The organism is Peptostreptococcus sp., assembly GCF_977045075.1.
Genome location: NZ_CDRRTB010000019.1, coordinates 1 through 21629 on the forward strand (window position 1 = coordinate 1; position 21629 = coordinate 21629).

General features: G+C 36.0%; 19 protein-coding genes. 16 read left to right on the top strand and 3 right to left on the bottom strand.

The annotated features are described in order from the left end of the window. The 3 genes from ACW6OJ_RS03035 to ACW6OJ_RS03045 form a co-directional block, all read left to right on the top strand. On the top strand, nt 1–936 hold a 936-nt coding region (locus ACW6OJ_RS03035; RefSeq protein ID WP_456095742.1), incomplete at its 5' end, for a DUF6056 family protein. A 50-nt stretch (nt 937–986) separates the two neighbouring features. Further along, the gene (gene ybaK / locus ACW6OJ_RS03040) at nt 987–1472 is read left to right on the top strand and encodes a Cys-tRNA(Pro) deacylase (RefSeq protein ID WP_293435332.1); all 486 of its coding nucleotides are present in this window, start codon (nt 987–989) and stop codon (nt 1470–1472) included. A gap of 29 nt (nt 1473–1501) precedes the next feature. Then, on the top strand, nt 1502–2347 hold the full coding sequence (locus tag ACW6OJ_RS03045; protein WP_456095743.1) for a CvfB family protein: 846 nt from the start codon (nt 1502–1504) through the stop codon (nt 2345–2347). Nucleotides 2348–2521: 174 nt separating this feature from the next. On the opposite strand, the gene cdd is transcribed toward ACW6OJ_RS03045, so the two are convergent. The 3 genes from cdd to ACW6OJ_RS03060 are packed head-to-tail and all read right to left on the bottom strand — an operon-like array spanning nt 2522 to nt 5064. Then, nucleotides 2522–2983, bottom strand: coding sequence for a cytidine deaminase (gene cdd / locus ACW6OJ_RS03050; protein ID WP_293435326.1), 462 nt, complete (start codon nt 2981–2983; stop codon nt 2522–2524). A 31-nt stretch (nt 2984–3014) separates the two neighbouring features. Further along, nucleotides 3015–3752, bottom strand: a complete 738-nt coding sequence (locus tag ACW6OJ_RS03055; protein ID WP_456095744.1) for a HEPN domain-containing protein — start codon at nt 3750–3752, stop codon at nt 3015–3017. Further along, nucleotides 3745–5064 carry an AAA family ATPase gene (locus tag ACW6OJ_RS03060; protein ID WP_456095745.1) on the bottom strand — a complete coding sequence of 440 codons (1320 nt, stop codon included), beginning with the start codon at nt 5062–5064 and terminating at the stop codon, nt 3745–3747. Before ACW6OJ_RS03060 ends, ACW6OJ_RS03055 begins: the two co-directional genes overlap by 8 nt. Before the next feature lie 332 nt (nt 5065–5396). Between ACW6OJ_RS03060 and secA the strand changes: the two genes are divergently transcribed. From secA to ACW6OJ_RS03125, 13 genes are all read left to right on the top strand, one after another. Continuing rightward, on the top strand, nt 5397–7754 hold the full coding sequence (secA, locus tag ACW6OJ_RS03065; RefSeq protein ID WP_456095746.1) for a preprotein translocase subunit SecA: 2358 nt from the start codon (nt 5397–5399) through the stop codon (nt 7752–7754). A gap of 17 nt (nt 7755–7771) precedes the next feature. Further along, the gene (locus ACW6OJ_RS03070; RefSeq protein ID WP_456095747.1) at nt 7772–9136 is read left to right on the top strand and encodes a hypothetical protein; all 1365 of its coding nucleotides are present in this window, start codon (nt 7772–7774) and stop codon (nt 9134–9136) included. A gap of 13 nt (nt 9137–9149) precedes the next feature. Continuing rightward, on the top strand, nt 9150–10454 hold the full coding sequence (locus ACW6OJ_RS03075) for a phosphatidylinositol-specific phospholipase C/glycerophosphodiester phosphodiesterase family protein (RefSeq protein ID WP_456095748.1): 1305 nt from the start codon (nt 9150–9152) through the stop codon (nt 10452–10454). 221 nt (nt 10455–10675) lie between these two features. After that, nucleotides 10676–12562: an N-acetylmuramoyl-L-alanine amidase gene (locus tag ACW6OJ_RS03080; protein ID WP_455104617.1), complete on the top strand. Its 1887-nt coding sequence runs from the start codon at nt 10676–10678 to the stop codon at nt 12560–12562. A gap of 155 nt (nt 12563–12717) precedes the next feature. After that, nucleotides 12718–13824 carry a cell wall-binding repeat-containing protein gene (locus ACW6OJ_RS03085; RefSeq protein ID WP_455104618.1) on the top strand — a complete coding sequence of 369 codons (1107 nt, stop codon included), beginning with the start codon at nt 12718–12720 and terminating at the stop codon, nt 13822–13824. A 77-nt stretch (nt 13825–13901) separates the two neighbouring features. After that, nucleotides 13902–14564 carry a sugar transferase gene (locus ACW6OJ_RS03090; protein WP_293427118.1) on the top strand — a complete coding sequence of 221 codons (663 nt, stop codon included), beginning with the start codon at nt 13902–13904 and terminating at the stop codon, nt 14562–14564. Between the two features lie 13 nt (nt 14565–14577). Further along, the gene (locus tag ACW6OJ_RS03095) at nt 14578–15357 is read left to right on the top strand and encodes a glycosyltransferase family 2 protein (protein WP_455104619.1); all 780 of its coding nucleotides are present in this window, start codon (nt 14578–14580) and stop codon (nt 15355–15357) included. A 36-nt stretch (nt 15358–15393) separates the two neighbouring features. Continuing rightward, complete coding sequence (locus ACW6OJ_RS03100; protein ID WP_293427098.1) at nt 15394–16206, top strand: glycosyltransferase family 2 protein; 813 nt, start codon at nt 15394–15396, stop codon at nt 16204–16206. A gap of 9 nt (nt 16207–16215) precedes the next feature. Further along, on the top strand, nt 16216–17403 hold the full coding sequence (locus ACW6OJ_RS03105; protein WP_455104620.1) for a CDP-glycerol glycerophosphotransferase family protein: 1188 nt from the start codon (nt 16216–16218) through the stop codon (nt 17401–17403). A gap of 22 nt (nt 17404–17425) precedes the next feature. Then, nucleotides 17426–18547 (top strand): hypothetical protein, encoded by a 1122-nt coding sequence (locus ACW6OJ_RS03110; protein WP_313964060.1) that lies wholly within the window; start codon nt 17426–17428, stop codon nt 18545–18547. Between the two features lie 12 nt (nt 18548–18559). Beyond that, complete coding sequence (locus ACW6OJ_RS03115; RefSeq protein WP_455104621.1) at nt 18560–19324, top strand: glycosyltransferase family 2 protein; 765 nt, start codon at nt 18560–18562, stop codon at nt 19322–19324. A gap of 63 nt (nt 19325–19387) precedes the next feature. Further along, nucleotides 19388–20494, top strand: coding sequence for a glycosyltransferase (locus ACW6OJ_RS03120; RefSeq protein ID WP_455104622.1), 1107 nt, complete (start codon nt 19388–19390; stop codon nt 20492–20494). Between the two features lie 75 nt (nt 20495–20569). After that, nucleotides 20570–21629: polysaccharide biosynthesis protein (locus ACW6OJ_RS03125; protein WP_456095749.1), on the top strand; the 1060-nt coding region annotated here is incomplete at its 3' end.

Genomic DNA, 21629 nt, shown 5'->3' on the forward strand with positions numbered 1-21629 from the left:
AATACTTTTTTGATGATTCCAAGTATAGCCAAGTATGTATGGGTGCCCATATTATGTCTACTTGTCATAACTAACGCAAGAAAAATTGTTATAACTAGCCAAGCTGATGGACAAATGGTGGGTATTTGTAGAATGTTATTTATGATTATTTTTTCATTTCTGGCAGGTTGGTCACAGGAAAATCTTGCCATTGGTATAATTTTTATCTTCTTATACTATATATTTAGGTCATTCGAGGGTGAAAGAAAGAACATGCTGGTATTAATTTTATCCATGCTAAGTATGCTGACGGGGTTTGTCGTTATGATGTCATCACCATCTAGAAGGGGGGCTGGAGGACAAAGTCATGTTATGGGAGACCTTTATGCGGGAGCTTCTAAACTATCAGCCTTCAATAATGACTTTTTAAACCTAGTACTTTTATTTATGATAGCGGCCATAATACTCCTTGTGGTTTCAAGACTGATAAATGTGGAAAAAAATTGGGAGTCGGAAATATACCTTCTTTCAGGTATAATATCCTTCTTATTTGTATCACTCTTGCCTATAGGAGATAAAAATCCTGTATTTATGCCAGCCATATTTTTTATAATCTCTGGCCTAATTAGCTTTACAGAGATAGGAGAGAACAATCTTATCTTCTCTTCGGTTTGTTTAGGTTTCATTTTACTTATATATGTTGTTTTATTTATACCTAGCCTTCAGGGCGCTCTTACAGCGAATAAGGACTACTTGTCTAGGTATAGTGCTAGAGAGATTATAATAATAGACAACAGGACAAATGGACACTTTGAAAATATTGAAATTCCATCTATAGGGGCTAAGAACACCTATATGGCGGCCTATGGTAGCCCAGATGGAAGTAACGACCCCAAGTACTGGGTTAACCAGTATATCTCCAAGTACTATGGCGTTGGTAGTGTCTTAGTAAGATAGTGGGAAAGTTGCATAGATTTTATAATAAGAGTATTAGGAGGGGTGGTTAAATGTCTAAAAAAAATGTTAAGACAAACGCAATGAGAATACTTGATTTGGAAAAAATTAATCATAATGAACTGTCTTATCCAGTTACTAAGGACCATGTGGATGGCATTACTGCAGCCAAGTCCCTGGGTAAGGATCCTAAGACAGTTTATAAGACCCTAGTAACTCAGGCAAGCTCAAGGGCCTACTATGTATTTGTTATACCAGTAGCAGAAAATCTTAGCCTAAAGAAGGCTGCGAGGGCCTGTGGTGAAAAAAATCTTGAAATGATACATGTTAGGGACATAAACAAGGTTACAGGCTACATTAGAGGAGGTTGCTCACCAATTGGTATGAAAAAGACTTATCCAACCTATATAGACCAGTCAGCCAAGGACATTGAAACGATAACAGTAAGTGCAGGCAAGGTTGGATATCAGGTAGAGCTAAGCCCTGATGACTTAATAAACTTAATTAAAGGCCAGTATGCTGATCTTATAGCAGACTAGTCTGTATATGGAATTAATGAGGTGTAGAATTGATAAAAATAGGTGAAGTAAATAAGTTGAAGGTTTTGAGGAAAAAGGACTACGGTTACTTTTTAGACGGACAAACCAAGGATACTAGTGATGATATACTCTTACCAAAACAGAATATTATTGATGAAAACAGGATTAGCTTAAGCCAAGATGTAGAGGTATTTGTATATAAGGATTCACAGAATAGGTTAGTGGCAACTCAAAAAGAACCCAAGGCCATGGCGGGTCAGGTAGCAATACTTGAGGTATGTGATAACTCTGAAATAGGTAGCTTTATAGATATTGGACTTGAAAGGGATGTATTAGTTCCATTTAGAGAGAGAAAGTACAAGCTATTTGAAGAAGAAAAATATCCATTCTATATATATGTAGATAAGTCTGGTAGGCTTGCGGCAACAACAGATATTGGACCATACCTAAGCTTAGAGGCGAACCTGAAGAAGGGGGATGTATGTAGCGGATATGTATTTGGCTTCCAGTCAAATGGTACAGCCCTTGTATGTATAGAACCTAACTATTATGGTCTCATTTTAAAGGATGAATATTACACAAGCCTTAGAGAGGGTGATCGACTAGAGGGTCTAAGGGTAGTAAAGACCCATGAAGATGGGAAACTAGGCCTATCAACAAGAGCCGAAAAAGGGGAAGAACTAGACAAGCTGGCTAAAAATATCATTAGCTATATGGAGGGGAATGATGGCTTTATGAGGTTTAACGATAAGTCAGACCCCGAAGAGCTTAGACTTGTATTCTCAACGAGCAAAAAGAATTTCAAGAGAAGTTTAGGTACCTTGATGAAGGCTGGCCTAGTTAGACAGGATGAAAAGGGAACTTGGTTGCTATGAAGCCATACTGAGAGTCCTGTATAAGTAATATATGAGTATATTCACAGGCAATCTATATAAAATTATATACAGATGAAGAAGCCTTCTCCTAAATATTAGGGGAAGGCTTCCAATATTACTTTATAAATTTTATAACTTATAACTTGATATAGTCAATTTATCTAGAACCATAGCCTAAATATCTAGGCTAAAGCTAAGTGGTAAGAGGTGGATGATATCTGTAACAAGGACCTCTCTACCATTTGTAAGTATTATAGGGCATGTTGGTTCTAAGAGTTCAGATAAGACCTGTCTACAGGCACCACACGGAGTGGTTAATTTATCATCTTCTGACACGATAGCAATAGCCCTTATATCCTTTTTTCTGAAACCATGTGAGAAGGCAGAAAAAATGGCATTTCTTTCTGCACAATTAGTCAGTCCCAATGATGAGTTCTCAATATTTGTACCGATAAAGTATTGGTCTGTCTTTGTCTCTACACAGGCACCTACCCTGAAATTAGAGTAGGGTGAGTATGAGTTTTTTAAGGCCTTGAAGGCCATATCTATCAAGGATTGGTCCCTCTTATCTATCTTGTCTAGCCATTCTGAGTTAAAGTACTTTTTGTTTGGGTTATATCTACCATTAGTATTCATAATTATTTCACCACCTATATATTAATAATATTTATATACTTCCGTCATTTTCTATATCTCTACATTGTACATTTTTGATTGAATCTGTAATTTGATAATTGACAGCCTCTACCATAAATTGTATTACATCCAGGGTATGAAGAACATAGTCATAGTCGATTGGTCGTCTATCATGACTATTTGGCTGGAAGTCAAGCTCATGGGCTATTATATTTCTTCTATCTGCAAGGTCATCAACAAATTTTTTTAGTGCGGTAATGCTAGTTAGGTCCTTGAATCTCATCATCACTCTAGGATGGATAGCCTTCCACATATTGAAGTTAATTACATAGCCTAGGTTTCTATCTATTGCGTATGACTTTTGCATGGTAAAGCTTGACGTTACCTCGTATATGGTGTCACTCAAGATTTTCTCCTTTTCTTGAGGGTCGAATTCAATCTTGTCAAACTTGTTCAAAAGAGAAATCGGAACCATAAAGCTATCAAAGGACTTGCCAGCAGGGGCCTTATCCTTAAATATTTGAAGTAGCATAGTTTTTACTATATCATGCATATATTTGTCCATTGAGCCACAAATTAGAATAATACAATATCTAAGTATGTTTTCGTCCTTCTTATTTTCCAACATAAGGTTTCTGATTTTTTTTGTGTTAGAATGGAAAACGTCTATAGGTATATTTATACTGGGATCAAGCAGGTCTAATCCAGTAGCCCTTGGCTTTATAGTAGGTTTTGGTCTTTTGAAAGAGTCTTTGTATTTATTATTCATGTAACCCCCTCCTAAAGAAATTTAATCCTCCATATTTTCCTGCAAGATAGGCATTTCTAAAGTTTTCACTCTTGGAAACATCCATTATATCTGCCAATGAGTAGATAGTAGTCTCATTGAAGTCCATGTCCGTGATATAAACCTGGTCACGCCTTAAGCTCTTCATTTCAAGAAGGTCTGTTGTATGCGTAGTTGTAATCAGTTGACCTGACTTGTTTTCTACTGGGTTTTGGAAGAGCCCAATAATGTACTGAGAAACCAGTGGGTGTATATAAGATGTCATTTCATCTATAACTAAGGTCTTACCATTATATAGGGCATCATAGATATAGGCATATAGTGCATAAATCTTGATAGTACCCTCTGATTCCTCAAAAAGGTTAAAGATTACATCCTTTGAATTACCTTCTACATCAAGTCCCCTTTTGAATGTATTGAGGGTCATAGCTTCAGAATCACCATCATCTATACCAGTTGAGTTTTGTCTAATACTATTATAAAGGCTAGATTCACGAAGCTCATTTTTTATGGTTTCGTCAATATCAGAATCCTCAAGAGCCTGACTAAGGCTTTGTGTCTGAATAGAGCTGATATTTGAATAGCTAATATCAGACAGCATTCTTAGGAGTTTGGCATGGAAAATATCACCCTTTTCAAGCAGGTAGCGGGTAGTTTTTTGTATATTCTCCCTTGAGTCGAAGTTGTTCTTAATGATAATTAGGTCATTTTCAACCCAATTTACAAAGCTTTCAACCCTTTCATCAAAAATACTAACACTTCCGACTAAGGGTCTCTTAGATATATTTGGTCCCATAATTTTTGCTATTATATCCTTGTCAATATTAAAATCCAAGGAAAATTCATTATGGGTCCTATTTATTAGGAGTGTATAGTTTTCCTCTGAATCAAAGGTGGATAGTCTTTCGCATATTATTGAGCTTTTATCATACTCGACCTGGTAGTCAAAAATATAATTATTGACAAGAGCCCTCAGTTGGTAGGATGTAGGCTTACCCCTATAGGTATCCGATAGCTTAAAAGGCTTATACTGAAAGATATCTATGCCTAGTTTTTCTGGATTTGATATCTTTGAAAAAACAATCTGATTTTTAGCCATATCGAGAGCCTTTAAAAAGTTTGATTTACCTGAGGCATTGAATCCGTATATGGTGATTGCAGGTAGTAGGTTAAGATAGCCATTAGCCCTATGTATTTTAATTTTACTTCCTTCTTCGTCATCGGATTCTACAAGTGAAAAATTCAACCTATTCTTTATAGAAAGGTAGTTTTCTATACTAAAATCAATTAACATATGCAATCCCTCCTTAGCTTATATATACTATTATACTACATGGAGAGACTAGTTAGTTATTTATAACAAAAAAAATAGAGGTTGTTGATCAACCTCTACTTTTTTTGTGAGAAATACCTAATAAGAAATGTAATTCTTTTAAGTAACTATATTATACAATAAGTTATGAAAAATGTCTAATAGTTTTTGTGAAAATCTAATTTTAATGGTATAATATAGAAGTCGAAGTAGGTAATTTTGCCGAAAATGGGCAAATAAGGCCTATACAAGGAGATAATTTAGGGATAAATTGACCCTATTAGATATAAAAATTGTAATAAAAGGAGTAAATAATGTCGGTTTTAGATTCGTTTTTGAGTAAAAAAGATAATGCGGAAATAAAAAAAATAAATAAAATTGTAGATAAGATAGAAGCAATTGAAGAGGAAATATCTTCACTTTCGGATGAAGACCTTAGAAATAAGACTCAGTTATTTAAAGATAGGCTAGACCAGGGAGAGTCAATTGACGATATACTAGTAGAAGCTTTTGCTGTTGCAAGAGAAGCCTGTAAGAGAGTTTTAGGGATGAGACAGTATAGGGTCCAGCTGATAGGTGGCATAGTTCTACATCAAGGTAAAATAGCAGAAATGAAGACTGGTGAAGGTAAGACCCTAGTTGCAGTAGCTCCTTGCTACCTTAATGCCCTATTAGGCAAGGGTGTTCATGTAATTACTGTGAATGACTACTTGGCTGAGCGTGATGCAGATACTGTAAGGCCAGTATTTGAATTTTTAGGAATGACAGTGGGTACTATTATAACTGGTCAGGACCCGAATACTAGAAGGATTCAATATAATTGTGATGTATCCTATGGTACAAACTCAGAATTTGGTTTTGACTACTTGAGAGACAATATGGTTAAAAATTTCAATGATAAGGTTCAGGGTAAACTTTACTATTGTATAATTGACGAGGTTGACTCTATTCTTATAGATGAGGCAAGAACTCCTCTTATTATATCAGGAGAGGGTGAAGCCATAAGTGACCTATATATACTTGCTGATGATTTTATAAAAACTATAGAAGAGGAAGACTATGATCTTGATGAAAAAGAGCATACTGTTTCCTTAACTGAATCAGGCTTTAGGAAGGCTGAAAACTTCTTTAAAATAAGGACTATTACAAACTTGAACAATATGGCTATATACCACCATATCAACCAGGCCCTTACAGCCCACAAGTTGATGAATATTGATGATGACTACGTAGTAAAGGATGGAGAGGTCTTTATAGTAGATGAGTTTACTGGTAGAATAATGGATGGTAGAAGGTTCTCTGATGGACTTCACCAGGCTATAGAAGCCAAAGAAAGGGTTGAAATAAAGTCTGATAACAAGACTATGGCGACAGTTACCTACCAGAACTTCTTTAGGATGTATGAAAAGCTATCTGGTATGACAGGAACAGCCAAGACTGAAGAAAATGAATTTGAACAAACCTACAATATGAATGTAGTGCAGATACCTACTAATAAGCCAGTAATAAGAGCTGACTTAAATGATAAGGTATATGCAACAGAAAAAGAGAAATTTAATGCTGTTGTAGAAGAGATAATAAAGGTCCATAGTACAGGTCAGCCGATGCTGATTGGTACTGCGACTGTCGAAAAATCAGAAATATTATCAGACCTTTTGACAAAGAGGGGCTTGAAGCATGAAATACTAAATGCAAAGAATAACAAGATGGAAGCTGAAATAGTTGCCAAGGCTGGTATGATAGGTAATATTACAATAGCTACTAACATGGCTGGTAGAGGTACCGATATAAAGTTAGGTAACGGAGACAAGGAAATAGAAGGGCAGGTTAAGAAATTAGGGGGTCTATACGTTTTAGGCACTGAAAGACATGAATCTCGTAGAATAGACAACCAGCTAAGAGGACGTTCGGGTAGACAGGGTGACCCAGGTGTTTCTAGGTTCTATGTGAGTATAGAGGATGAAATTATCAAGCTATATGGAGGGTCTGCCATCAAGAAACTAAGTAAGAAGCTGAAGCCGGACGAGCATGGTGCCCTATCTAGTAGAGCCCTTACTAGAGCAATAGAAAATGCCCAGAAGGGGATAGAGGGTAAGAACTTTGAGCAGAGAAAAGACGTATTAAAGTACGATAACGTAATAGACAAGCAGAGAAAGGTCATCTATGGAGAAAGAGATAATGTACTTAAGGGTGTAGACCTTAGAGAAACTATCCTGCAGATGGCTAAGGATACTGTAATTGAAAGTGTTGAAAAATATATTGACGTTAAGCCAAGGAATTATTTCAAGTATTTCAAGAGTCTTTATTCTGCTTTTATGCCAGATGGAACTTTGTTGATGCCTGACATAGCCAACATGACTAGGGATGAGGTAATCGACAATACTATGGAAATCGTAAAAAGGGTATATGAATTAAAGATGATGATGGTTCCTGACTATGAGCTGGCTCAACAGGAAAAAGACATACTACTAGAGGTAGTAGATACTTACTGGGTTGACCACATAGACCTGATGGACCAGATGAGACAGAGTGTAGGTCTAGTCTCTGTAGCCCAGAAGGACCCTGTTAAGGAGTATACAATCGAAGGCTACAAGATGTTTGAATCCTTGAATAGAAAGATTAGGAGAGAAACACTGAAATTTGTATTTACCTTTGACGAAGAAGATGAATAAATGAAGGTGATAAAATAATGTATGTAAATGATGTGGAAGAATTTGCTTTGAAAACTTATATACGTAAGTACTTAAAAATTATTAAAACTTTATATTTCGATAAAAAAGCAAAGGACCAGGAGTATGCCTATATGAGGATAGGTGCCATAGATGTGCTAAGGGGAATATTTGTAGTAGCAGCCCTATTTATAATTAACCAGGGTATGGAATCTGCAGTCTCAAGCAATCTGGCTATCTCTACTTGGCATGGCATGACATTTGCAGACCTTGTACTTCCCTATTTTGTGCTGATAATGGGCATGTCCATACCATTTTTTGTAAAGAAAAACTATGCTGATGGGGACTTAATTATAGACATAGTGAAGAGGGTTTTTATCAGGTTTGCAATAATATTTATAGTAGGTCTTCTATATAGTGTGATTTTTATGGAGGGAAGAGCTAGTGTAAGGTTGACTGGGCCATACCAGCTATTGGCCATAGATTATTTATTGGTGGCACTGGCCTATATAGGGCTTTTAAACATTAAGATTAAAAACAATGCCCTTACCTATGTTTTCTTGATTATGGCAATCATAGTGTCCTGCATAATGACCCTAATAGCCTTTATAAGTGGATATTCTATAGATAAGAGTGCTTTTATTGGAATCGATAGGTCCATTTTAGGTGGTTTTATGAGCAAGTCTATTGCAGATCCAGAGGGCTTGATGGCCATATTAGCTGCCAGTCCTCTAGCTATGATAGGCCTGTCTATAGCCTGTATTTTCAATAAGAAGCCTATAAAGAACAAGAGGTATAAAAAGTACTATAGGCCAGCCATGGTAAGAACATATGGTTTTTCAAGGTCCAATTTATGGATAGATATAAAAAGCTGGTTGAATCCAAAGTCTATAGGGTCAATTCTAAGTAACTACTATAGGATAAATGATGAGTTGAAAAAATTGGTCAACTTGGCACTCTTATCCCTGTTGATGCTAATATTATCGCATATAAGTCAGGTATTTATACCTTTGAATAGAAATGTTTTTAGTCTTACCTTTGTATTGAGGATGGCTGAGTATGCATACTTTCTTAGTATGTTGGCATATCTTTTATGTGATATTATGAAACTAAGTTTTGGGACTAGCTTATTAAAGAGAGTTGGTTTGAATGCAGTGCCTATTATTCTCTTGGATACGACAATACATGAGTTGATAAAATTTATACACATCAAGTCTATTTATACAGGAACTTGGTTACCATTTAACAATTGGTTTACTACTGACTTCATACTACCAATAACGGGTACTGGCTATGCATCTGCATGTTATTCTGTGTTTGTTACAGTAATTTGGGTACTACTTTTTAATCTGTTGGAAAAGTATAAGTTAAAGATAAATATATGATAGTGGGGGGCTTATGTTAGAAAAATTTAATACGGAAATTATGAAGGAAAGAGCCAGAAAAGCTTTGATTTTACTAGTTTCCCTAGTATTGATCTTGGCCTTGTTTAGGTTGCTTCACTACCATCAGAGTCAGAGAAGGATTATAAGTGAATATAAGAATACAAATATAAGGGAAAGATTAATAACCAACAATAAGGTTGCACAAATGAAAAAACCATATAAAATAAACAATGGCATAGTTTATGTTCCCTTGATAGAACTGTGTAATAATTTTGGGACGAAGATAGAATATAAGTTCCTTCCCTTTGGAGAAGTAGAGGTTAAATATAAAAAATACACCTACTATATGAAGAGGGGGTCTAATGAAGTTAGGTTTGCGAAAAACAAGGATGTCTTAAAGATGGATGGGGTAATGGAGTATATGGAAGATACTATATATGTTCCCCTAGATTTTATATATAAGGTCTTGGATGTCAATGTAGTCCAATCGAGTGATAGGACTGTATACATGGATAACTATCCTAAGAAGTTTAACTATTCTTGGGTAAGTGAAAATAGGTATATTGCCCACGCCATGGGTGGAGTAGATGGTAATTCATATACAAATTCAAGACAGGCTATGATTTCGAGCTACAACAGGGGCTTAAGGGTTTTTGAGGCTGATATGTCTATGTCATCTGACAATGAACTGATACTATTACATTCCTATGATAGGCAGGGCTTGTCAGAGCTTGCACTACCTCTTTCTTGGGCTAATGCAAAGCCTACTAAAAAGGAGTTCTTGAATGAAAAAATCTTAGGTAAATACGATACCTTAGCCTTGGATAATGTTGTTGAGTACATGAAGGACCATAAGGATATGTACCTTGTGGTTGATCTTAAAACAAATGATATAAAGAGCGTTGAGCAGGCTTATAAGAAACTTGTAGATACCTTTAAAAAGGTGGATGCCACATCTTTAAATAGGGTAATACCACAAATTTACTATGAAGAGATGTATAAGCCGGTAATGAATATATATGACTTTAAGTCAATGATATTTACAACTTATAGGCTAGAGGAGCTAGAGGTAAATAGAATTGTCGACTTCTCATATGAACACGGTATAAAAATAGTTGCGGCTAATAAGTTCAAATACTCAGATGATCTTACTAAAAAGCTTGTAGATAGGGATATAAGTCTATACATGTACACCTACAATGATCAAAATAAGGTTAACTCCCTAAGAAATAGTTATGTAAGTGGTTTCTATACAGACTTCCTACCAAAGGATGTAATAAATAGGGACGCAGATGGTAAGGTTGTTGTAAAAAAGTAATTCAAGTAATAGATATCTAGTCCACCTTTTTAGGTGTGATTAATAATTGAAAAATATTGTAAAGACCGGATATTTACCTGGTGATAAAGCTTACCAGATAATAATATATTCGGTCTTTTTTATAAAACAGGTTACAAACTGTAACTTTTATGTTATAATGAAGAAGTATTGATTTGCTTATAGACTAAAGTAATATAAATAGTTTTTTTGGGAGGTATTAGATGAAAGTTTTTATGAAAAAATTTATGGCAATGACACTTGCTATAACCTTGCTAGCCGGTTTTGCGCCATATAGTTTTGCTGATGAAATAAATGCCAGTGAAACTGGTTCTAAAATAGAAGCTGTCGGTTCTAATGATGGATCAGAAGAAAAGACTGGAGTTATGGAAATTAAGCTCGGTATGGCCAAGTTCGACAAAGATGGCAATGTGAGCCAATATGTCGATGATGAGGAAGGTGAAATGTCCTATGAGACAAGACTAGACTCAAGTTATGCAAAAACAAACACTAATATATCATATTTATATGGAAGTGATAGGTATGAAACATCTGTACAGGTCAGTAAGGCCTCTTACCCTAATGGAGCAGATGCAGTAGTTTTGGTAAATTCGTCAAATGCTATATATGGTTTAATTGCAACGCCATTTGCTAGCTTAAATAAGGCACCTATACTATTGACATCAGCTAAGTCAATAAAGCCATCAGTTTTGGATGAAATTATAAGGCTAAATCCTAAAAAGGTATATATGATTGGTGATACTAGTCATATTTCAAAGGGTATATCAAATGCCATAAAGGCCAATACTGGTGCAGAAATGGCGAGGATATTTGGTACATACCCGAGTGACCTTTCCGCTGCAGTAGCTGAAAAGATAAATGCTAGTCGTAGAGTTAATACAGCATATGTAGTGAGTACTGAATATGGTGTAGCAGATGCTCTATCAATATCCTCTAGGGCGGGAAGCACTATGGCTCCTGTTTTAGTAGCTAGTAAGAATTACGTTGGTAATGGGGTTTACAATTACCTAAAGAGCTCTGCTAGCAATGTCTACTATATAGGAGGTCAGAATTCTATATCAAACAGTCTAATTAATAAGATCAGCGCAGTAGTAAGAAACGGCGGTCAGGAAAATAGAATATACGGTAGTGACAGGTACCAGACAAATGTAAATGTAATAAATAGGTTTTATAAAAGTAGTGATATAAATAGCCTAATAGTTACAAAGGCGGAAAATAGCGGCCTGATAGATACTGTAAGTGCAGGTCCATTTGCAACGCTAAAGTCTTGTCCAATCTTGATAACACACAGGAACAAGTTGGTAGCTGCTTCTCAGAAGTTCTTAAATAGTGTGCAGGGTGACACGATATACCAGATTGGTGGAGGCATAAGCTCCAGTGTAACTAGTCTTATTAAGTCTAATTTCCAGTCTGCAGCAATAAGCACTCAAACTCAGACCAAGCCACAGACTCAGCCACAGACACCGTCTAAGCCTCAGGCCCAAACTCAGACAAGTACTAGTGACACAAATATAAGTAGTAAGGGTATCAGGGGTAAGACTATTGTAATCGACCCGGGTCATGGTGGTAGTGATTCAGGTGCAGTTGGTTTAAATGGTTACAAAGAAAAGGACTGGACTCTAAAGACTGCCCTAGCATGTGCAGACTACCTTACAAAGGCGGGGGCTAATGTAATTATGACGAGAAAGAACGATACATATCCAACCCTTCAGGACAGGGTTGATATTTCAAATAACAGTAAGGCTGTATTCTTCTGTAGTATCCACTACAACAAGGGCGGGGCTGTTGTAAATGCTGATACAGGTGAGTTAAGCGGTACAGGAGTCGAAGTTTACACAGGAGATGGTAGCCTGTCCCAGAATACTGCTAGCAAGGTTTTAAATAGTATATTGGCCAAATTTGACATGAAAAACAGGGGGGTAAAAGACGGTACCCACCTATATGTAATTGCAAATACAGAGGCGCCAGCTATTTTGGTTGAGGGAGGCTTTATGTCTAGTTCGTACGATGTAAATAAACTGAAGTCCGACCAGTCCCTAAGAGATATGGGAATCCAGATAGCCAAGGGTATAGTCGCTGGCTTTAATTAGTTATTTTAAGAAGGATATATAGAGAACTAATAAAAGTTCTCTATATATCCTTTTTTTTTCTTTACAAGCTTTGCACAAATTTTTAATATATAGTATAATAATGTAGTGAGTGAGAGTATGTTTATTTCAAAGAAATAAGAGCGGGAGAATTAAGTATGAAAAAGATTATAAAGTATACGGTATTTATACTTATATTTTTAGTTATATATATTGGTGGTGGAAAGCTACTTGACAAATTATACTTCGATAAGTTCGATATTGTCGACTATACAGGGGATACCAGGTATGATACAGTAAATACAGTGGTGGACAAACGCTTTAAAAAGGCAGATACTGCTATAGTAGTAAATACAGAGATGATTGACCAGATAGTATCGGTAGCACCATACGCCTACAATAGCAAGTATCCAGTCTTCTATATAGAAAGCTACACTATTAAGAAGCCTGTATATGATCAGATGAAAAAGTTGGGTGTAAAAAAGGTTGTGCTAATAGGTGGAATAAATAGCTTGAACAAGAGGGTTGAAAGATCCTTTAAGAGGAATGGTTACAAGGTAGATAGGCTTATTGAAAGCAATATTACAGACCTTTCTCTAAGGTTTGCTAGCATGATGGCCGACAAAAAAAAGGTTGATGCTCTTGCCCTTGTTAGTAGTGATGTATTTGATCTACCGAATGCTATATCATTTTCACCATATGCCCAGAAAAACAATATACCAGTAATAGTAATATCTGGTGGGGATGATGATGCAGCCAAGTTAAAGTCATATATTGATAAGTATGGAGTTAAAAAGGCCTATATAGTTACAAATAATAATACTATAAACAGAAATTTTGACAAGATGTTTAGCAGCCTAGTTAAAATTAGTGGCAAGGATAGATATGAAGTAAACAGAAATATAATGGATATCCTATATAAGAAGGGGGATAAGCTTTATATTTCTAAAGGCGGAGAAGTTCTACACAAGAGGTCAATTGCCTCTGGACAGCTGATTAATGCAATAGCAATAGCTCCACTAGCAGCGGATAACAATTCACCCCTACTTTTAATAGAAAATAATTACCTTGCAACAGCAGATGAAAAGCTGGTCAAGGAGAGAAAGTATAGAGAGTTGAACCAGGTTGGTTTTAAAATCGAAAGAAGAAACTTCTTTAATATAGAAAGATTCAAGTTGACTACTACAATACTTTTAGTTTTACTGGCATTATTCATGACGGTAAGGGTTTTTCTTACAAAGAAGTCATTTGGTCTTGATTTGTAAGAATGTAAAGTTTTGGAATAATATAGGGCAGTATGTGCAGTGATTTGGCGCACTTGACTGCTGAAGGGAGGATAATGATGTCTCTAAACAGGTATAGTGGAGATGACGTAAAACTAAAAGAGTATATTGATACCATAGATTATAGTATAGTAAAGGGTGGTAAGTGCCTAGAGCTATGTCAAAGAATCGTTGATATAGTACTGAGCCTCTTAGCTATGATAGTTGGTATACCAGTAATATTGATTGCAGGGATTTTTATAAAAATAGAGGATAATGGACCTATCCTATATAAGCAGGAAAGGTTGGGTAAGTACGGTAAGGAATTCTATGTTTATAAGCTAAGGTCTATGAGGACTGATGCAGAAAAATATGGTGCCCAGTGGGCAGAAAAGGATGACCCAAGAGTTACAAAAGTTGGTAAGTTTATAAGAAAAACTAGGATTGATGAGATACCACAGCTCTTCAATATTTTCAAGGGAGATATGGGTATTATAGGTCCTAGACCAGAAAGACCTGGATTTACAAAGGAATTTGAGGAAAAGTATGGGCACTTTGTCTATAGGCTTGCAATAAAGCCTGGTCTAACAGGATGGGCCCAGGTAAATGGTGGCTATGAAATAGACCCAGGTGAGAAGCTTAAGTATGATATCTATTACATAAAAAATAGGAGTCTACTTTTGGATATAAAGATAGTATTTATGACTGTTAAGGTTATTTTTACAGGTGACGGAGCAAGATAGAAGGGGATTTAAAATGAACGAGATGGAAAAAGTATATACTAACAAGTTGGTTTCGGTCATTATGCCTGTATATAATGCCGAGAGATACTTGGAAGAAACCTTGGATAGTGTCTTAAACCAGACCTATGACGATATAGAGATTATATGTGTGGATGATATGTCTAGTGATGGATCTAGGGCTATTCTTGAAAAATACAAGAAAAAAAGTGATAAGGTGAAGGCTATTTACTTGACGGAGAATGCTGGTGTTGCAAATGCAAGAAATGTAGCTATCGAAAATGCTGAGGGTAGGTTTATTGCTTTTTTAGATAGTGATGATGTTTGGTTGCCGGAAAAAATAAGTCGTCAGATAGACTTTATGTTGGAAAACCAGTATGAGTTTACCTTTACTAGCTACAGGTTTATGGATGCAGATAGCAAGCTGATGAATACAGTAGTAAAGGCTAAGAAGGAATTAGATTACAATAAGCTACTAAAGCATAATGCTATAGCCTGCTTGACTGTGGTAATTGATAGAAACTATATAAAGGAAATTGTCATGCCAAAAACTAGGCATGAGGACTATGCTGCCTGGTTGAGGATACTTAAGAGGGGCTATAAGGCCCATGGCTTAAACGACCTCCTTGCTCTTTATAGGACAAGGCAGAATTCACTTTCTGGCAATAAATTAAAAGCGGCTACTTGGACTTGGAATATACTAAGAAATGAAGAAAAGCTGGGACTTTTCAAATCCTTGTACTGTTTTACAAACTATGCCTTTGTCAATGTATTTAAGCATTTTTTGTCTAAATAGGTGGCTCTTTTGAAGTATGAAGAAGGGAAGTATAATATGAAATTCAGTTTATTGTTGGGTACATATGGTTCTAGGTTAAAGGAACTAGATGTACTATTTGATAGTTTAGATAGACAGACATATAAAAATTTTGAAGTTATAGTGGGATCACAGACCAACTTCGAAGAGATAGATGAAATACTTAAAAAGCATAGCTTTGAATACAAGCATATAGATGCAGGTGGAGTAGGTTGCTCAGTAAGTAGGAATGCAACTATGGATTACTGTACAGGTGATGTATACACCTTCACTGATGATGATTGCTGGTATGCAGATAATACTCTAGAGATAGTAAAGGAGCATTTTGAAAAATATGATCCAGATATAGCAATTTTTCAGCATTTTGATCCAATAGTTAAGAAGTCTACGGCAGACTATCCAAAGGAACCTATAATGGGGATATCTAGGAGGCAGACCTTAAAGCAGCTTACACTGGATATGTGGTTTAACGCCCACCAACTAGACCCTATGACTCATAGGTTCGATGAAAGGTTTGGTATTGGAAAAAAGTATAACTCTGGAGAGGAAAATATATTTATAATGGATGCCTATAATGAGGGGAAGAGAAAGATGTACTACTTCCCGGTGATTGTGGCCTACCATCCTTACAAAAGAGTTAACTACACTGATCCAACATCAATTATAGGCAAGGGACCACTTTTCAAGAGGTTATTTGGTGGATTTACGGGCTTTGTGCTTTTTATAGCCTTCGGTTTAAAGAAAAGAAAGCTTATCAAGGATAGTAACGATGGAAAGTTCTGGGGACTTTTTATGTCAGCTATTAAAGAGCAACTTAAATTTAAAGTTTAGGGTGGTATTATGAGTATAGTTGAAAAGATTATTAGGCTAAGCAAAAATTCTTTGGAAATGCTAGCCTACAATAGTAAGGTCGATAAGTATAGGCAGGATGAAAAATACAAGAATATGTGGCTGATATCTGAAAGAGGGGTTGAAGCCAAGGATAATGGATATGTATTTTTTAAGTATTTAAGGGAAAATCATCCTGAAATAAATGCCTGGTATGTGATAGATTCTTCCCACAAGAAGGACTATGATAGGGTAAAGGACCTTGGAAATATAATAGAATTTGGTAGCGAGGACCATAAGATAGCCTTTCTACTATGTGAATATGCAATTTCTACACATCTAGGCTTTTTAGAGCCGTGGAGCTATAAACTATACAAGCTCCTCTTAGATAGGAAGAACAAAAAGAAGTTTGTATTACTACAGCATGGTGTAATACTTAGTGACCTTAGTATGTATTACAATGCCTCTACTAAGATAGACCTCTTTATAACTACCACAAAGCGTGAGTATGAGTCTATATGTGGGCCTAATTATGGCTTTGCCGAGGGTGTGGTTGTAAGGACAGGTATTGCTAGATATGATAGATTAAATGACTTTAAGACGAAAAAACAGATCCTCTTGATGCCTACGTGGAGACAGACCATAATCACTCCTTCATACAAGAATCAAGACAAGCTGGATATGACTAGCTTTTTGGCATCTGACTACTTCAAGTCACTTAATTCTCTTATTAACAACAAGAAAATTATAGAACTTTTGGAAAGATATGATAGGGATTTGATTTTCTATCCCCACTTTGAAATGCAGCCCTATAAGGGGGCCTTTGATAATGAAAGTGACAGGGTTATTTTGGCTGACAAGGATGACTATGATGTCCAGACCTTGCTAAAGGACTCAGAACTCTTGATTACTGATTTCTCTTCTGTAGCCTTTGACTTTGCCTATATGAAGAAACCTCTTATATACTATCAAAAGGTCAAGGATGACAAGTATGCACCAGGTTATTTCAGCTATGAGGATGATGGATTTGGTAAGGTTATAATTGATGAAGAAGACCTTGTAAAGAAGCTAAGTGAATATTTTGATAATGAATTTAAGATGGAAGATATATATGCCCAAAGGGTCGAAGATTTTTTTGACCTAAGGGATGGAAAAAATTGTGATAGAATTTTTGAGGCTATACTAAATTTAAAGAAATAGTTAATACTAAGGGAGTAGTTTGATGTTTAAGAATAAATGGAGAAATTTATTTGGTATCATTATAGTCTTTATGGCCGTTTTCAAGTTTTACGGGGACTTTTTTGATATGAACTCCTTTTCTAGGTACATAATGGTGCTTAGTCTGGGTCTATCGACTATTATGATAGCAAGTGATATAAGAAAATTTAATATAACGCATTTATTGGTCCTATTATTGGCTAGTGTACAGTTTGTAATGTCAAGAAACATCACTATGGCCTATGTTTATTACCTTTGCCTAGGTCTTTATACTTGTGATTTTAGACTTCTGGTAAAGTGGTTTATGGTCTTTAATGCCATATTCTTTTCTATTTACTTGGTTAGTAACCTACTTGGTATACACCCTACTGAGTATCTGGAAGGAAGAAATGACTTTGGATTTGGAAATCCAAACTCATCATTTATATGCATGTTTTTAATATGGTCTTCTTACTTTTATTATGTATTTTATAGTAAAAAGAAGATTGATTTCATAGCCTTATTTTTAATGGCGTTTTTGATGTATTCCCAGACTATAACAAGGACGGGTCTCCTGACAGCTATTGTTACGGCAATTGCCTTCTTGATACTGAGAAGTATCGATGTTAGGAAGAAGTGGAATGCTATACTTATAGGTCTATTTCCAGCATTTATGTCTATACTGAGTATATTAATTGCCTTGTTTGGAAGCGGAAATTACTACTTGAATAGGGTATTATCGCACAGACCCCTTTATTGGCATTCATACATTACCCACCCTACAAGTGGGATTAACATATTTGGTTACACACCAAATATTAGGGACATCCTCTTTTCGCAGAGAATGCCCCTAGACAGTGGTTATATTTGGACCCTGTATAGCATGGGACTTATTGTATTTATTGTAATAATAGGCTTTATTTGCCTCGCAATGTACAACCTATGCAAGGAAGACCAGAAGGACAAGCTACTTTTACTTGTGAGTATTTTGACTTACTGTTTTGCAGAAAGTATTTTGGTTGATATTGCCAGCAACATAAGTATAATATTGTTAGTTTATGGAATATCCAAATTTGATATTAAAAGTATAAGTTTAAATAAAATGAAATTACAGAGACCTAAAAAGTTTAGGAAGAGAATTGGTTAGGAGATATATATCATGAAGGAAGGTTTGGTATCGATAATAATACCCGTATATAATGCAGAGGACTTTCTGACAGAAACAATAGAATCTGTGCAGGCACAGACCTACGAATATTGGGAGTTGTTATTGGTGGACGATTGTTCAAGTGATTCTTCCGGGCAAATTATAGAAAAAAAGGCTAAGGAAGATGATAGAATTAAATATATAAAGCTAGAAAAAAATTCTGGAGCAGCCGTTACTAGGAATATTGGACTTTCAGAGGCGAGCGGTAGATATGTTGCCTTTTTAGACAGTGATGATATCTGGAAACCAGAAAAGCTGGAGAGACAGATGGATTTTTTAGCTGAAAAGAAGGTCGCTTTTTGTTTTACATCCTATAGGTACACTAACACGGATGGTAGCCCAACCCCTAAGGTTGCAAGGGCTCCAGAAAAAATTGACTACAATGGTCTTTTAAAGAATACTATTATAGGTTGTTCCACTGTACTAATTGATAGGGGCTTGATGGGAGACTTTAGGATGGTAAATGTTAGGCGAGGTCAGGATACAGCTACATGGCTGAATTTACTAAAGAGGGTTGACTATGCCTATGGTATATATGAGGATCTAGTGTGGTATAGGATAGTCAAGGAATCTTTGTCGCATAATAAGTTCAACGCTATTAAGAGGACTTGGAATACCTATAGAAATATAGAAAAATTAAGTATATGGAAGGCGTCATATGTATTTATTTTCTACGCATATAACGCAGCAAAGAAGAGAATTAAAAAGGAAAAGTAGGCCCTTGTTTAGTATTAATTAAGGATAGGGGCATAAAATAAACGGGTTAACTAGGAGGTTTATATGCCAAAAATTTGTTATTTAGCAGATGCTTCGAACCCACACGTGAAAAAGTGGTGTGACTTCTTTTTAAAGAAGGGCTATGAGATTGAAATCATATCTCTAAATGGTGGAAGCATTGATGGTGTGACGGTTCACAACTTTCAAACAAATGTAAATGAAGTCAGGAACAAGGGGCTATTTAGTAAGTTTAACTACCTTAAGCATAGGAAGGAAATCAAGGCTCTAATTGAAAAGATCAGACCTGATTTTTTACATGCCCAGTATGCTAGCTCATATGGATTTTTGGGAGCCCTAATGGGATACAAGCCATATATTTTGTCTGTATGGGGTACTGATATATATGACTTTCCTAGAAATGGTCTGCTTCAAAAGATGATTATCAAGTATAATTTTAAGAAGGCAGACTACATTTTTTCAAATAGTATAGATATGGCTAGGGAGGCAAATCTTTATACGAATAAAAAGGTTTATATTACGTACTTCGGAGTAGACACAAATAGGTTTAAACCAATAAATGAGGCTAAGGATCAAGCCTATTTTACCTTTGGTATCGTAAAGAGTCTAGAAAAAAAATATGGTATTAAATACCTAATAGGGGCATACGACAAACTTTATACTAAATACCAGGGCGCTTATAAGGGCAAAAAGCTAAGGCTCCTAATTGGTGGTAGTGGTCAGGAAGAAGCAGCCCTTAAGGACCAGGTATCAGGGCTTGAATCAAGGGCGTCTATTAGCTTCCTTGGAAGGGTTCAGCCCCAAGTTATTGTAGCTACATACAATTCATGTGATGTATGTGTTTTCCCATCCTTGAGAGAAGGATTTGGTGTGTCGGCTATTGAATCGCAGGCCTGCCAGGTACCGGTAATAATAACTAGGGTAGGTGGTCATCCTGAATCTGTTGATGAAGGGGAAACAGGACTAGTAGTGGAGTCTAAGTCAGTTCAAGGGCTTTTTGAGGCTATGGACAAACTTATGACTGATGACCAGCTAAGGATAGATATGGGTAAAAGAGCTAGAGAATTCGTAGTGTCTACCTATAGATTTGAGGATAACTTTGAGGATATATCTAAGCTATATGATATGGTACTAGAAAAAAATAGATTGTAGTATTATAGGACTAAGACATTGGTCTAGTCCTATATTGTAGATTGACCTTTTATAAGGTTTGATGAAAGGTGGAGTATGGCGAAATTGTCGAGGGTGATGATAGTTGGTGCAGGTGAAGCTGGCCAGATGGTCATCAATGAAATTAATAAAAATAAGGGAAAATTAAATAGGCAGGTTGTTGCACTTATAGATGACAATGAGCTATTACTGGGTCAAGAAGTATGTGGGAAGTTTGTTGATGGTAGGGTTAAAGATATACCAAGACTTGTTAAGGAATTAATGGTAGATGAAATAATATTTTCTATTGCCAATATAAGCAACAAGAGGAAGAAGGAAATCATAGATATATGCAGGTCTACCTCTTGCTACACGAAAACTATACCAGGCTTTTTGGAGATAATAGATGGCAAGGTCGATTTTAAAATAATAAGAGATGTTGAGATAGACGACCTTTTAGGTAGAGATCCAGTCAGCCTAGATATGGACAAGATTAGGGATTATATATCTCAAAAAATTGTCATGGTTACCGGGGCTGGGGGAACAATCGGATCTGAGTTATGTAGACAGATCTATAAGTATGGACCAAGCAAGCTAATATTGCTGGATAATTATGAAAATAATGTATATAATGTGCAGCAGGAACTATTGATGAAGTATGATAACCAACTGGATATGGATGTTGTTATAGCTAATATTAGGGAAGAAAAGAGGCTAGAAAAAGTATTTTCAAAGTATAGGCCTAATATTGTATTTCATGCTGCAGCCCATAAGCATGTGCCTTTAATGGAGGCCAATCCGACAGAGGCAGTTAAAAACAATGTGTTTGGTACACGAAACCTTCTAAAGGTATCTGATAAGTGTGGTGTAGACAAGTTTGTACTAATATCTACAGATAAGGCTGTTAACCCAACTAACATAATGGGTGCAACAAAGAGGTTAGCAGAAAAACTGATACAGATTTATAACGAAAATAGTTCTACAGACTTTGTGGCAGTTAGGTTTGGTAACGTATTGGGAAGTAATGGGTCAGTGGTTCCACTCTTCAAGTCTCAAATCCAGGCAGGTGGTCCTGTAACTGTTACCCACAAGGATATAATAAGGTACTTTATGACTATACCAGAGGCAGTTGCACTTG

Coding starts and splice junctions, on each gene's coding strand:
- ybaK (WP_293435332.1), top strand. CDS start 987: ATGTCTAAAAAAAATGTTAAGACAAACGCAATGAGAATACTTGATTTG.
- cdd (WP_293435326.1), bottom strand. CDS start 2,983: ATGAATACTAATGGTAGATATAACCCAAACAAAAAGTACTTTAACTCA.
- ACW6OJ_RS03055 (WP_456095744.1), bottom strand. CDS start 3,752: ATGAATAATAAATACAAAGACTCTTTCAAAAGACCAAAACCTACTATA.
- ACW6OJ_RS03060 (WP_456095745.1), bottom strand. CDS start 5,064: ATGTTAATTGATTTTAGTATAGAAAACTACCTTTCTATAAAGAATAGG.
- secA (WP_456095746.1), top strand. CDS start 5,397: ATGTCGGTTTTAGATTCGTTTTTGAGTAAAAAAGATAATGCGGAAATA.
- ACW6OJ_RS03070 (WP_456095747.1), top strand. CDS start 7,772: ATGTATGTAAATGATGTGGAAGAATTTGCTTTGAAAACTTATATACGT.
- ACW6OJ_RS03075 (WP_456095748.1), top strand. CDS start 9,150: ATGTTAGAAAAATTTAATACGGAAATTATGAAGGAAAGAGCCAGAAAA.
- ACW6OJ_RS03080 (WP_455104617.1), top strand. CDS start 10,676: ATGAAAGTTTTTATGAAAAAATTTATGGCAATGACACTTGCTATAACC.
- ACW6OJ_RS03085 (WP_455104618.1), top strand. CDS start 12,718: ATGAAAAAGATTATAAAGTATACGGTATTTATACTTATATTTTTAGTT.
- ACW6OJ_RS03090 (WP_293427118.1), top strand. CDS start 13,902: ATGTCTCTAAACAGGTATAGTGGAGATGACGTAAAACTAAAAGAGTAT.
- ACW6OJ_RS03095 (WP_455104619.1), top strand. CDS start 14,578: ATGAACGAGATGGAAAAAGTATATACTAACAAGTTGGTTTCGGTCATT.
- ACW6OJ_RS03100 (WP_293427098.1), top strand. CDS start 15,394: ATGAAATTCAGTTTATTGTTGGGTACATATGGTTCTAGGTTAAAGGAA.
- ACW6OJ_RS03105 (WP_455104620.1), top strand. CDS start 16,216: ATGAGTATAGTTGAAAAGATTATTAGGCTAAGCAAAAATTCTTTGGAA.
- ACW6OJ_RS03110 (WP_313964060.1), top strand. CDS start 17,426: ATGTTTAAGAATAAATGGAGAAATTTATTTGGTATCATTATAGTCTTT.
- ACW6OJ_RS03115 (WP_455104621.1), top strand. CDS start 18,560: ATGAAGGAAGGTTTGGTATCGATAATAATACCCGTATATAATGCAGAG.
- ACW6OJ_RS03120 (WP_455104622.1), top strand. CDS start 19,388: ATGCCAAAAATTTGTTATTTAGCAGATGCTTCGAACCCACACGTGAAA.